At 51.3% G+C, this 13,386-nt stretch carries 12 protein-coding genes; 9 read left to right on the top strand and 3 right to left on the bottom strand.

Annotated elements, in window-relative coordinates:
- Positions 1-3: 3 nt before the first annotated feature.
- On the bottom strand, positions 4-3,261 hold the full coding sequence (locus ACH50O_RS15675) for a glycoside hydrolase family 15 protein (RefSeq protein ID WP_446808700.1): 3,258 nt from the start codon (positions 3,259-3,261) through the stop codon (positions 4-6).
- Complete coding sequence (gene dcd / locus ACH50O_RS15670; protein WP_446808699.1) at positions 3,262-3,828, bottom strand: dCTP deaminase; 567 nt, start codon at positions 3,826-3,828, stop codon at positions 3,262-3,264.
- A 297-nt stretch (positions 3,829-4,125) separates the two neighbouring features.
- On the opposite strand from dcd, the gene ACH50O_RS15665 reads away from it, so the two are divergent.
- From ACH50O_RS15665 to ACH50O_RS15645, 5 genes are all read left to right on the top strand, one after another.
- Positions 4,126-4,722: a TetR family transcriptional regulator C-terminal domain-containing protein gene (locus ACH50O_RS15665; protein ID WP_446808698.1), complete on the top strand. Its 597-nt coding sequence runs from the start codon at positions 4,126-4,128 to the stop codon at positions 4,720-4,722.
- 98 nt (positions 4,723-4,820) lie between these two features.
- Positions 4,821-5,105 (top strand): hypothetical protein, encoded by a 285-nt coding sequence (locus ACH50O_RS15660; protein WP_446808697.1) that lies wholly within the window; start codon positions 4,821-4,823, stop codon positions 5,103-5,105.
- A 329-nt stretch (positions 5,106-5,434) separates the two neighbouring features.
- Positions 5,435-5,707, top strand: a complete 273-nt coding sequence (locus tag ACH50O_RS15655) for a DUF4242 domain-containing protein (protein ID WP_446808696.1) — start codon at positions 5,435-5,437, stop codon at positions 5,705-5,707.
- A 142-nt stretch (positions 5,708-5,849) separates the two neighbouring features.
- Positions 5,850-7,163: a selenium-binding protein SBP56-related protein gene (locus tag ACH50O_RS15650; protein WP_446808695.1), complete on the top strand. Its 1,314-nt coding sequence runs from the start codon at positions 5,850-5,852 to the stop codon at positions 7,161-7,163.
- A 440-nt stretch (positions 7,164-7,603) separates the two neighbouring features.
- Positions 7,604-9,028 (top strand): hypothetical protein, encoded by a 1,425-nt coding sequence (locus ACH50O_RS15645; RefSeq protein WP_446808694.1) that lies wholly within the window; start codon positions 7,604-7,606, stop codon positions 9,026-9,028.
- A gap of 43 nt (positions 9,029-9,071) precedes the next feature.
- Here the strand turns inward: ACH50O_RS15645 and ACH50O_RS15640 are convergent, their stop codons facing one another.
- Positions 9,072-9,344: a hypothetical protein gene (locus ACH50O_RS15640; protein WP_446808693.1), complete on the bottom strand. Its 273-nt coding sequence runs from the start codon at positions 9,342-9,344 to the stop codon at positions 9,072-9,074.
- 48 nt (positions 9,345-9,392) lie between these two features.
- Here ACH50O_RS15640 and ACH50O_RS15635 point away from each other — a divergent pair, with 48 nt between their 5' ends.
- From ACH50O_RS15635 to phoR, 4 genes are all read left to right on the top strand, one after another.
- On the top strand, positions 9,393-10,253 hold the full coding sequence (locus ACH50O_RS15635; RefSeq protein ID WP_446808692.1) for an SCO family protein: 861 nt from the start codon (positions 9,393-9,395) through the stop codon (positions 10,251-10,253).
- On the top strand, positions 10,246-11,316 hold the full coding sequence (locus ACH50O_RS15630) for a cytochrome-c peroxidase (protein WP_446808691.1): 1,071 nt from the start codon (positions 10,246-10,248) through the stop codon (positions 11,314-11,316). The genes ACH50O_RS15635 and ACH50O_RS15630 overlap by 8 nt, the downstream gene beginning before the upstream one ends.
- Before the next feature lie 93 nt (positions 11,317-11,409).
- Positions 11,410-12,102, top strand: coding sequence for a phosphate regulon transcriptional regulator PhoB (gene phoB, locus ACH50O_RS15625; protein ID WP_446808690.1), 693 nt, complete (start codon positions 11,410-11,412; stop codon positions 12,100-12,102).
- A 6-nt stretch (positions 12,103-12,108) separates the two neighbouring features.
- Complete coding sequence (gene phoR, locus ACH50O_RS15620; RefSeq protein WP_446808689.1) at positions 12,109-13,383, top strand: phosphate regulon sensor histidine kinase PhoR; 1,275 nt, start codon at positions 12,109-12,111, stop codon at positions 13,381-13,383.
- The last annotated feature ends 3 nt before the right edge of the window (positions 13,384-13,386 follow it).

The raw sequence follows: 13,386 nt of genomic DNA, 5'->3' as shown, positions 1-13,386 counted from the left end.
TCCTCATGAGGTTGGGGTGGCGTTGTTGAGCAGGTGAATCAAGGCATCGAGTATCGCGTTGGCCAGCGCATGCGGCGGCAACTGGTAAAACGCCTGCCAAGCCAGCGATACGCATTCTTCGTAATGATCGCGGTATTGCGGATGCTGCTGTAGCCAGCTGATTCTGACCGCATGGCCGATTAAAATATCCGTGACCAAGGTGTCGTCGATGTAAAGGTCGGGATAATCGCGGACGATGGACGCCAACGCACGTAGAGCTTCCACGCTCAATTGCCGATACACCGGCGCCTGAATTTTATTCAGAATATGGTTGATATGCAGCCTAAAGCTTTGTTCGCCGGCGGTCATTTGCGCTAGCATGATTTCACTATCAATCCGGCGTTTGCTATTGTATTTTTCGCCGACCATCAAACCTTTGCAGTGATGCAATAAGTCCCATACGCCGGCGAAAAATACCTCGTTCTCGCGGCCGACGCTGCCTTGCTGTTCGCGCCAGGCGTACCAATCGTCAGCGTCGCCACGGTCTTTCGGATTCATCGACTCGGGAAAACGCGCCGCCGTCAGATCGCGGTGCGGGCCTTCGCAATTCAGGGTTTCTACCTGGCCGAGCTGATTTTCGCTGTTGTTGTAATCTTCCAGCGTTTCTTGCAGCAACTCCGCGACTTGATGCGGCGGTAGCGACAAAATGTCGCTGAAAGCTTGGTCCAGCGAGGTGCTGGTCAGGCGTTTTTGTCGAGCAATGATCAATTGCAGGATATGGCCGACCCGAATAGTGTGCATATCGGCGAACAGTTCCGGCTTTAATTTGATCAGCATCCCCAAGTAGATAATTAATTCCTGGATGATGATCTGCTGGCTGCTGTCGTTGGGGTTAAAGGTGCGGATGGTATCCAGGATTTGCCAGGAGTCGGTCGGTCTGCGCAAGGTAGCCTTGCCGCTGTAGGCGCGGCCCACGGTCAAGCCATGTTGGCGGACCAATATTTCCGTGGCGGCTTGTTCCAGATTGATGTCGTACTTACCCACCAAGCCGGCGCAGCGGCGCACGATATACCAGGCATGGCGGTCACCGGCCCGCACATAAACTTCTTCCAATAAATCCCGTACTTGGCAAGGGGTGCCGTCGCTGTTGCGCAAGCCGGTGTCGTGGTCCAGCCCGTGGCGTTGGCAGAGCAGGGCCAAGGCTTCCAGTTGCGCGTGCAGGTTGGGATTGTTTTGCAATTGCGCGAGTAGTTGCGCGTCGTCGCCGATTTCCCATTCCGTCAACACGAAGCTGTCCAGCGCTTGCGGAGCTTGGCCGTCGAAGGCCAGTAAGTTGGCGAACGGCCGCTCCACTTCCTCCCAGCAGGCTTCGGAAAAAGTAAAATCGTGCAAATAGCCGATTTTTTCCCTGCTGGAGGTTTTCACGAAATCGGTCAACAGCCCCAGTTTTACCGGCGTGCCTTGCACAGTGCCTTCCCGGAGTTGGTCGATAAAACCCAGTAAAACTTGCCGGTCTTCATTGCCCAACATGTTGTGCTTGATATTGATCACCAGCAAGGGTTGAGCGGGATTGTCCCAATGGCGGCTGATGTAAGCCAGTTCCATGCGCAGGCGCTGAATCAGCAACTGGTTGTCCATCGCAATGTAGAAGCCCTTTTGGTTCATGAACTGTGGTAGAAACAACAGGGGTTCGCCTGCCAGGACATAGAGTTTGGAGGTAGCCAGCGTGCGTAATTGCCTCAGCGGTCTGCCGCTCAGGCCGATGCGGTCATTGCGGCCGACCTGGGTGTAGGCGTCGGCTAATTCGCTGGCATCGCGGACTTGAATAGGCGCAATCTCGGTTAAGGTTTGCGAAGGAATGTCGCGGCCGCGCAACTCGTCTTGTACCTGTTCGTCTTCGGCCAGCAGAGCAATCTGCAAAGTTGAATCGGGATAAAGGCGGGTGGCTTTGTAGCGTCCCAGCGGATCGATGTCGTCTTGGCTGATCAAGCCGTCTTGCAGCAAGCCACCCAGGATATACAAGCTTTGCGCCCACACCAGCGGCACGTTTTCGTTGGCGACGCGGGTTTGGCTATGAGGGTGACGTTTTTCGGCGTCGATAGCACTGTTCGGGACGATGTAAAGCTCGGGCAGCAACCATTGGCCGTTTTGCTCGACCAGCAGGTCTTCCAGGCGGCGACGATAATCGCCAACCCCTTCACTATCCCCGGCAAACAATTTGTTTAGTAATAGATAACAGAAAAACAGCGGCCATTCGCATTCGATGTCCATGAACTGTTTTAATTCGTGCGGTTCGTAATGCAGACGCTGATGGTCTTCGATCACGGTTTGATGGCCGTCCAGCAGGAAGCGTTTGCAGCCGTAGCGGCCTTGCAGCTTGTCGACAATTAAGGCTTCGGTGCGTTCGCGTAGAGCTTTATTGTCTACCGCGAACGCGGGAAAGCCGGTGACACTCAGTACCGCCGAATCGACTTCTTTGGAAATGGATTCGCGCGGTAGCAGGGCTTCCAGGGTAATGCGGGTGCGGGCGATGTCGTCGCTGATCACATGGATGATCGCAGTCTGACCGCCGTCTTTACCAAACAAATTGCAGCCGGACATCGCTTCCAAAGCGGCCTTGGCCATACCGATTGAACTGGCGTTCAATTCCGCCAAGCCGTGATTCATTTTATTGCCGCGCTCCCAGATGCCATAGTCGGGCGTCCGATAGGCTCGGCTGACGTAATGCACCAGGTTTTGCACGAAATTGACTTCGTCGATGCTGAACACAATACGTAAACCGGAGGCTGTCATCTGCGCCAGCATCAGCAAGAACAAGGAGGTGGCATCCAATTGCAAATGGCCCCATTCGCTGTCGCCAACCACTACTTCACCGCTAGTGGTTTTGTATTTGGCGTGCAGCGCGTCCAGCGGGTCCTGGCTGTGCTTGAATTTTTCCACTTTCGCCGCTTGCCGCATCATCGCCGTCAGCAGGCCGCGCATCAGTTTGACGACGCTTTGCTCCAGTAAATAGGTGCGTTCTTGTTGGCCGTCTACCTTGCGGTATGCCAAGCCCAAGCCCCAGGCCGCCAATATGCTATAGACATTATCCCGCACCCAGGCATCAGTGTAATTGCCGTGGGTGGTGACGGCGGTACTGGCCGGTAGCAGGCCGCTTATCCAATCCTGGCGCTTGAGGATAATGTCTTGAACTTGCTGATAATACTGGTCGAGCGTGTCGGTTTGACTGGTCGGCATCATGTATTTAATGGATTGTGAAGTGGCGTTTAAAGAATCGGACACTCAAGCCTTGGGCAAGGTAACTCCGGTTTGGCCTTGATATTTACCGCCGCGATCCCGGTAAGAGGTTTCGCAGACTTCGTCGCCGCCGAAAAACAGCATTTGCGCGACGCCTTCGTTGGCGTAGATTTTGGCCGGCAGCGGGGTGGTGTTGGAAAACTCCAAAGTCACATGGCCTTCCCATTCCGGTTCCAGCGGGGTGACATTGACGATAATACCGCAGCGAGCGTAAGTCGATTTACCCAAACAGATGACGAGCACATCGCGCGGAATCCGGAAAAACTCCACGGTACGCGCCAGCGCAAACGAGTTGGGCGGAATAATGCAGACGTCGGATTTCACATCCACGAAGCTGCCTTCGTCAAAGTCTTTCGGATCGACGATGGTGGAGTTGATGTTGGTGAAGATTTTAAATTCGTTGGAGCAGCGTACGTCGTAACCGTAACTGGAAGTGCCGTAGGAAATGATGCGGCCTTGCGCGGATTCACGGACTTGCCCGGCCTGAAACGGCTCTATCATGCCGCGCTGCTCGGACATGCGGCGTATCCATTTGTCTGATTTTATGCTCATGTTGCTGGTTGGATAGGGAAAAATAACAGAGCGTCCAAAATAGCATATTAGGGCGGAAAAATCGCTAGTTGCCTTGCCGAAAGGCGCTAATTTGTTGAGGTCTGGCGCTTGCTTGTTTTGGGTTGCGGCGTGACAAACCATCTCGGTAGGTCACGTTGCCGCGAAAGCAGTTACGTGACGAGTTTAAATTGTCAGGGAACGCTATCGCGCACCCTGACCTACAAAGTCGGCTAGTTTTTATGTGAATTAGAAAAAACTTATTTACAAAATAAGACGACCGGTCGCATAATGCAGTCCATGGCGAAAACGGCACCCAAACAGCTCAAAAAAGACAAGCTCCTGGAGCAGGGCGTCAGCTTGCTGCTGGAAAAAGGCTATCACGCCACCGGCTTGAAAGAGATTTTGGATACCGTGCAGATTCCCAAGGGTTCGTTTTACGCCTATTTCGAAAGCAAGGAACGCTTTGCTGCCGAAGCCATCCATCATTACATTGAGCCGTTTATCCTGCGCTTGTCCGGGCATTTGCAAAACCCGGAAACGGATGGCTTGGCTGCCTTGAAAGCTTACTACCTGGGATTGATAGCCGAAGTCGCGCAAACCGGCTTCAAGGGCGGCTGTCTGCTGGGCAATTTAATGGGCGAGATCGGCGATACCAGTCCATTGTGCCGCGATGCCTTGCTGGATGCTGTTGGTCGTTACAGTGCCTTACAGCAAGCGGCGTTGGAACGCGGCCAAAAACAAGGTTCGGTAAGGCTGGACCGCTCGGCGAAGAGTATGGCGGATTTGATGTTGAACGGCTGGCAAGGGGCGCTATTGCGGATGAAGGTCGAGCAATCGGTGGAGCCTTTGCAGGCGGTTTGTCGGGATTTGTTGGATGATTATTTTCGGGCTTGAAGAAATATCCGAACTAATGGTTCTATCTATGGTTGCAACTTACACTGGGGTTTAGTGTGGTCAAATTTTCTGTTCAATGTCAAAACCAGGGAGGTTTAATGTACATTTGGGGAGCCTTTCCGGCGACGCTCCTCATGTTATTAACGCCATACGTAGCTGCTGACTTTGATCCATGGTATTTAGGTGCACTATGGTTTGCCGCAGTACTGCTAGGTGTTGTTGGACTTTGGCTCGCGGTATTTCAAAATCCGATTAAGTCTCCCTTTTATTGCATCACAACATTTATTTTTCTTGTTGCAGGAATCATTGCCGAGATTCCACTTGCTATTCCACTATTGTGGATTGAGGTAAAAAGTCTCATCAAACACCTGAGGCTATTCTAAATTTGAGTACTTGGTTAGGCTTTTGGATATTCTATGGTCCCTTGTTTGTGCTTTACATTTTTGCATTAAAAACATTGTTTTGCGGCTAAAACCTGGGTCATAGAAATCTGTTTTATTGTGGAGTGGTAACCGGTTTCGGACGATCCAGTGCGTAGGCTGGGTTGAATGAAATGAAACCCAGCATTGACAGACTTTAGCTGGGTTTCACTATGTGGTCTTCGGCTCGCTTTCGCTCTACCCAGCCTACGAATTGAAATAACCGCTGCCCTCCCGGCAGCATTTTTTAACGCCGGTAATTTAGACGACCGGTCATTTATTAGGAGGTCATCATGCCCAAGTACATTATCGAACGCGATATTCCCGGCGCCGGCCAGCTGACGCAAGCCGAGTTGCAAGGCATTTCCCAAAAATCCTGCGGCGTATTGCGCGACATGGGGCCGCGCATTCAATGGCTGCAAAGCTATGTCACCGGCGACAAGGTTTACTGCATCTATATCGCCGACAGCGAACAAGCGATTCGCGATCACGCCGAGCAGGGTGGTTTTCCGGCCAATCGCATCGAACAAATTACCACCATCATCGATCCGACCACGGGTGACTGACGGCAGCATATGGTTCCCACGCTCCGGCGTTGGAATCGAGCCAGGGACGCTCCTGCGTCTCGAACCGCAGTAGCGGTTCAACATGCATTCCCACGCTGGAGCGTGGGAACGATAACAACGATAATTTACGGGGATAACAATCATGACATTTAAACTAAGCACCTTTACTGCCGCGCTAATGCTCGGCACCGCCAGCCTGTCGGCCAACGCCGACGAAACCTGTGCCTCGCCGTACATGGCGAAAATTACCGGCCAGGAAGATTTTGTGTACATCTGGACCTTGGGCGCCGAAGGCGTCGGCGACGAGCAGGACAAGCTGGTCACCGTCGACGTTAATCCCAAATCCAAACAATACGGCAAGGTGATCGGCAGCTTGTCGGTCGGTGGCCGTAACGAAGCTCACCATTCCGACTTTACCGACGACCGCAAATTTCTCTGGGCCGGTGGTCTGGATACCAACAAGATTTTCATCTTCGACGTGTCTACCGATCCCGCCAAACCGAAACTCAGCAAAACCATCACCGATTTCGTGGCCAAGAGCGGCGGTGTGGTCGGCCCGCACAGTTTGTACGCCTTGCCGGGCCGGATGATCATCACCGGCTTGTCCAATAACAAAGACCACGGCGGCCGCACCGCGATTGTGGAATACAGTAACGCCGGCGAGTACATCGCCACCTACTGGTTGCCGACCGACAGCAACTTGGAAGGCGCGATCAAATCCGGCAAATACGCCGACGGCTATAACTACGACGTGCGGGTATTGCCGCGCAAAAACCTGATGCTGACTTCGTCTTTTACCGGCTGGTCGAATTACATGATGGATTTCGGCAAAATGTTGGCCGACCCGGAAGCGATGAAACGCTTTGGTAATACCGTGGTGCAGTGGGATTTACACAGCCGCCAGCCGAAAAAAGTCTTCGACGTACCGGGCGCGCCGTTGGAAATCCGTTGCGCCTGGGCGGAAGATCATAACTACTGCTTCACCAGCACCGCATTGACCTCGAAAATCTGGTTGATACATCAAGACGACAAAGGCGAATGGCAAGCGAAAGATGTCGCTGACATCGGCGAACCGGCCAAAATCCCGCTGCCGGTGGACATTTCCATCTCCAGTGACGACAAAACCTTGTGGGTCAACACCTTCATGGACGGCATGACCCGCCGCTTCGACATCAGCGACCCGTTTCATCCTAAACAAGTGTTCGAGCAAAAAATTGGCGCGCAAGTGAATATGGTGTCCTCAAGCTGGGACGGCAAACGTTTGTATTACACCTCGTCCCTGTTAGCCAACTGGGACAAAAAAGGCGCGGATAACGAGCAATTCTTCAAAGCCTACAGTTGGGATGGCAGCAAGTTGACCGAGCAGTTTTCGATTGATTTTAATAAAGAGAAACTGGGTAGGGCGCATCAAATGCGGTTTGGGGCGTATGCTTTGTATGGCGGTTCGCCTAAATAGTTTGTAGGGGCGAATTCATTCGCCCTGATGGCTTTCGGGGTTGTCTTATTTGTGTCGCTGTCGCGACGGCTAGATTTAAAGTCGGGTCCCGGCCCGACAGCCGAGATACTTTCTTTTGCTCCGCCAAAAGAAAGTATCCAAAGAAAAGGCGGCCCGGATGCCGCTTTGATCCTGCGATCCGAAGCTTTTATCGAGGGTCGGCAGAAGGGGCTTCCCAGCCCCTCCGCCGACGCAGCGCATCCATGCGCTGCCCCTTCGGGCTATTCTCGATAAAAGCTCCGGTGCTCGGCGCGGCATACGGGAGAACCCCCCGCGCTAAATCCGACAGCTTATTTTTTACGAAGATTTGTAGGGTGCATTAGCGATAGCGTCATGCGCCGAATGATTAGTGCCAAAATACTCAATGCACCTTACGTCTTTTAAATTATGAGTTTAGGAAAATGCAATTAGCCAAACTACGTATTGAGCCTTCACACTTGGCTATAGCTGCTCTTTGTCTCTGGTTTTTTTCGCTCTTTTTTCCAGGGTTTAAATATGGATTTGGAGGAGAGACTCTAAATGGTATTTATATATTGTTACTCGGGATACCGTTTGGTTGGATGAGTAACGGATGGGCCGTTTATGCAAACGTATTCTTTATTTCAGTATTCTTTAAAGTAATCAGTGAAAAAAAACCGGTCTGGTCGGTTTTATTTATGGTTGGATTCGCAGCTACTTTGCCCCTCTGTAATGAAATACTTGTCAACGAAAATGGGGGAATGTCACCGATTACTGCCTGGGGGTGGGGCGCTATTATCTGGATTGAAGCTCTGATTCTGATGACTTGCGCCGCATTCATACAAATAGGGCTTCTAGGTGCTCGGGGTTTGTGGTTGTTGGGTATTTTAGTGATTGCCGTACTTTTTGGAGCCTATCAGGTGCATTTGCGCCAATTGCGAGAAGCTAATGAGCAGGAAAAAACTCTGTTTCTAAGTGGAAAAATGGCGTTCATGACGCTCGATCCTTGTGGGATTGAATTGACTTGGCCCGAACGACAAATGATCCAGTCTAATGCCTCGCTTGGCGTATACATGGATGCCCAACTGACTGAACCAAAAAAAGGCATACCTCATTTATATCTTCCTATGCCTGACAATTACATTGAAATACAGGATGACCGCGAATGGATGGTTTATAGGCAATATAACGGTTATGGTATTCGTGTACTTCGAGCCAAACAGAATAACTATCCAGTATTGGAAGCCAAAGCAAATCAAGGTGGTGCGGTTATTCGATTGATCGGTGAAAAAAAAGAAGTATTGTTTGAACAGCTGTTAAGAATTAAGTCTCTGGGAGATCGTAGTTATTACTGCCCATTAGATAGTCAATATGAGAAGAGTTATCCACAGGGAAAGTTGGCGGACGGGGTTGATTCCGCATTAAAAATAGTTTTAGGTTTTAACGGCTCACCAAAACCAATGGAGAAAAAATCGGCAATATCGGATGAGCTAGCAGAGGAACACTGCGGCTTTCACATGATACGCCTTAAAGATGGAAAACTTCATGGTGTTATGGACAGACGTAATGTAATCATCGATTTTTCATGGATTGAAGATTACACGGAGTTTTGCTCGGATCATTACGTTGCGCTGGTTCAAGTTAACGAGGGGATCAAGAATGATCATTCATTAGGTGGTAGCGTGTTTTTATTTGATCGGAAGACACTACGCCCAATTGTAAGGTTTACAAGCAATCCCAGAAAAGGCTCTGATAAATATAGTTTTTTAAACCCGAACAAACTTCAATCTGTGCGTATCAGCCAGTCTTCAATGCTGGTGCAAACAGAAATCGGTCAACTAATAGCTGAAAATGCTGAGTTTTTTTAAGTTTTCACTTCGGTCGGTAGGGCCGTAGATGTGCTGAACAATGTTAAGCGCATCGTTCGCGATAGTTAATTTTGATATTCCGGGATGGTTTTATCCCGTATGCCGCGCCGAGCACCGGAGCTTTTGAACGGATCAGCCCGAAGGGGTGCGGCATGGATGCCGCACGTTGCCGAAGGGGCTGGAAGCCCCTTTCGGCGACCCCGTTCAAAAGCGAGGAGCGCAGGGAATAAGCGGCATCCGGGTCGCCTTTTCTTTGGATACTTTCTTTTGGCGACGCAAAAGAAAGTATCTCGGCTGTCGGGCCGAAACCCGACATTAAAAACCCGTCGCGATAGCGACACCACAAAGAGTAAACAGCAATCTCATGAAATTCCCTTATTTACTCGGTATTCTCTGTTTACTGGCAAACACAGCCATTCACGCCGAAGAACAAAATCAAAAACCTCTAGCCCCCGGTTACACAGAATTACCTTTTAAACCCGCAAAACCCGGCACCTACACCCTGCCGATTATCAATCCAGCCGCCGACGGCGAAGTAATAACCACCAACAACCAGACTAAAAAACTTCACGACTTGATGGGCGACAAAATCGTCATACTCAGCTTCATCTACGCCGCCTGCAGCGATGTCAACGGCTGTCCGCTGGCCACCCAGGTGCTGCACAAGATCAGCCGGCAATTGCAAAAACAGCCGGAATTAGCCGACAAACTCAGATTATTAACGCTCAGCTTTAACCCGACCCAGGATACGCCGGAAATGATGCGTCATTACGGCGAAGGTTTTAAAACCGGCGATTTCGACTGGCAATTTTTGACTACGCGCAACGAAACCGCTTTGCAGCCCATCCTCGACGGCTATCAGCAAAACGTGCAAAAAGTCTACGACGACAAAGGCTATTTCACCGGCACCTTTTCGCATTTACTACGGGTGTATTTGATCGATAAAGACAAAAACGTCCGTAATATTTATAGCGTGGATTTCCTGCATGCCGACACCCTGATCAACGATGTAAAAACCTTGCTGGCAGTCGCCAAACCGCAATCCGCGCCCCTAAAGGCACAGGCGGACATGTTGTTTCAGCCTGGCGATAATAAACAAAACTACCAGCAAGCCGATTACCAAACCCGCTCCTTGGCGCTGGCCCAGCGCCTGGGGCAGCCGGCTGAATTTGCTGGCCTTGGTGCAACAGCCGCCGCTGGGTTTACCGAAATTGCCGGTGCCTAGAGACAATCTGCTGACGCCAGCCAAGATAGCGCTGGGCCGCAAGCTGTTTTTTGACCGGCGCTTGTCGTTGAACAATACCTTTTCCTGCGCGATCTGCCATATCCCGGAACAAGGCTTCAGCAATAACGAAATGACCACCGCAGTCGGCATCGAGGGGCGTAGCGTTCGGCGCAATAGTCCGTCTTTGTATAATGTCGGTTATGCGCAATTGTTGTTTCATGATGGCCGCGAGAACAGTCTGGAGCAGCAAGCGTGGGGGCCGCTGCTGGCACATAACGAGATGGCCAATCCGTCTATCGGCTATGTGGTGGACAAGCTAAAAGTCAGTGCAGACTATCGTGGCTTATTCGAAAAAGCCTTTAACAAAGGGCCGACGATGGAAACCATCGGTCAAGCCTTGGCCAGTTATCAGCGCACTTTGAACGCTGCCGATTCGGCTTTCGACCGCTGGTATTTCGGTAAACAACAAGCTGCGCTCGGCGAGCCCGCCCAGCGCGGCTTTACACTGTTTACCGGCAAAGCAGGTTGTAGCGTTTGTCATAGCGTGGGAGAAAAGTCTGCGCTATTTACCGATCAAAAACGCCATAACACCGGTGTTGGCTATATCGAATCCATGCAAAAAGCGCCGGAGAAGCAAAGAGTGCAAGTCGCGCCCGGCGCGTTCGTGGAGGTGGATAGTAATAATCTGAAAGGTTTGAATGCCGAGAAACCCAATGATCTGGGGTATTACGAGATCAGCCAAAATCCGGCCGACCGCTGGACCTACAAAACGCCGACGCTACGCAATATCGCGCTCAGCGCGCCGTATATGCATAACGGTTCGTTGCCAACTCTGGAAGATGTGGTGCGGTTTTACAATCAAGGCGGCGTTGCCAACGAAAACTTGTCGCCCTTGCTCAAGCCGCTGGCTTTGTCCGAGCAGGAGAATGCCGATCTTGTCGCCTTTTTAAAGGCGCTGAGCGGCGGGAATGTCGGTACCTTGGTTTCCGATGCGTTTGCCGCGCCGGTCGGCGACAGCGGAACCCAGGTGCAGCCTATTCCCAGCGCGAGCAAGGGTCGGTAAATTCGGGGATTGGCCGGTTTTTTTTGTCACAAAGCGGTAATATAGCGCTGCTAAATTAGCCAAATCCTTGGACCCTTTAGACAAAAAATGCTTATGTCGAACTTGAATATCCTGGTCGTGGAAGATGAAGAAGCCATCAGGGAAATGCTGGTTATGGTGTTGGAGCAGGCTGGGTTTAACGTTTTGGCCGCAAGCAGCGCCGAGCAGGCTAGGCAAAGTCTGGCAGACAATATGCTGGATTTGATTGTGCTGGATTGGATGTTGCCGGGAATCAGCGGCGTGGAATTGGCCCGGCGGCTGAAGAACGAGCCGAGTTATAAGGATTTACCAATCATCTTACTGACCGCGCGCGGCGAGGAAGAAGACAAGATTCGCGGCCTGGAAATCGGCGCCGACGATTATGTTACCAAGCCTTTTTCGCCGAAGGAACTGATCGCCCGGATCAAGGCCGTAATGCGCCGTAGCGGCAAGTTATCGGAGTCCGGCCAACTTACTGTCGGCGACCTGACACTGGATGCCGAGCAACATAAACTGACTATCGCCGGCAGCAGCCTGGAAGTTAGCCCTACCGAGTTTCGATTGATGCAATTCTTCATGACCAATCCCGACAAGGTATACAGCCGCACCCATTTGCTGGATCAGGTCTGGGGCCGTAGCGTGTATATCGAGGAGCGCACGGTGGATGTGCATATTCGCCGCTTGCGCAAGATTTTGGCTACGTACGGCCGTGAGGAACTGATTCAGACCGTGCGCGGTTTCGGTTACCGTTTTTCGATCGCAAATTGATTGTTCATGCAGCGTTGGCAGCGGGAAATTAACATCGCTATTGGGCTACTGTTACCGGCTTTATTGCTGAGTTTTTTTGTGGGCCATTTGAGTTATTTTTTACTGGTCATCACCTCATTTCTGTACATCAAACAAACCATCAGCGTTAACAAGCTGGAACGCTGGCTGAGCCAGGGGGGCATCGGCGAGCGCCCGGATTTTAAAGGCATTTGGGGCGACATCTATTATCACCTGTATAAAATCCGCAAGAGCCAGAAGCGCCGCAAGAAAAAGCTCGGCAAGATGTTGGATAGCTTCCGTAAATCCACCAGTGCCTTGCCAGATGCGATCGTGGTGTTGGGTAGTTATGGCGAGATCGAGTGGAGCAATAAGGTCGCTCACGATTTTCTCGGTCTGAAACGATCCGATAACGGTCAGCGGATTCCCAATCTGGTACGTCATCCGCTGTTTATCCAATATCTGAAAGACCAGGATTACCGGAATAAAATCTGCATTCCTTCGCCAATCAACGAAAACATGGTATTGCAAATCGGTATCGTGCCATACGGCGCCGGTCTGCGGCTGCTGATGGCGCAGGACGTTACCCATATGAAGAATATCGAACGGATGCGTACGGATTTCGTCGCCAATGTCTCGCATGAGTTGCGCACGCCGATCACGGTGCTGCGCGGCTATCTGGAGACATTGCAGGAGATGGATGGCGGCAGCAGTCCTTACACGCGGTCCTTTCAGAACATGGCCGCGCAAACGGAACGCATGCAAGCATTGATCGACGATTTACTGCTATTGGCGCGGTTGGAAAGCAAAACCAAAAAATTCGAATGCGTCAATATTCGGGAATTGCTGGGGCAGGTGTGTCTGGAAAGCGATTTGTTGGAAAAAGACGAGCGCCGGGTCGAGTTATTGGTGGAAAGCGGTGTCAATGTGCGTGGCGATACCGACGAATTGCGTAGCGCGTTCAGCAATTTACTGGTAAATGCGATGAAATACTCGCCGCCCAGCTCGCCGGTTAAAGTGAGCTGGCGCAATCGGGCCGACGGTGGCGTTTGTTTTGAAGTGGAAGATTTCGGCGATGGCATCGCCAGTATGGATATTCCGAGGGTTACCGAGCGTTTTTATCGGGCCGAAGTCAAACGCAATCAAAAAATTCCGGGGACCGGTTTGGGCTTGGCAATAGTCAAACATGTACTGGTCAGGCACGACGCCAAATTGGAAATCGAAAGTCAGTTGGGAAAAGGTAGCCGTTTTAGCTGCGTGTTTCCAAAACAACGGCTTTGTTAAGAG

The organism is Methylomonas sp. 2BW1-5-20, from assembly GCF_052474515.1.
The sequence above is the reverse complement of the archived record's forward strand: the minus strand, read 5'-3'. Positions and strand labels throughout refer to the sequence as shown.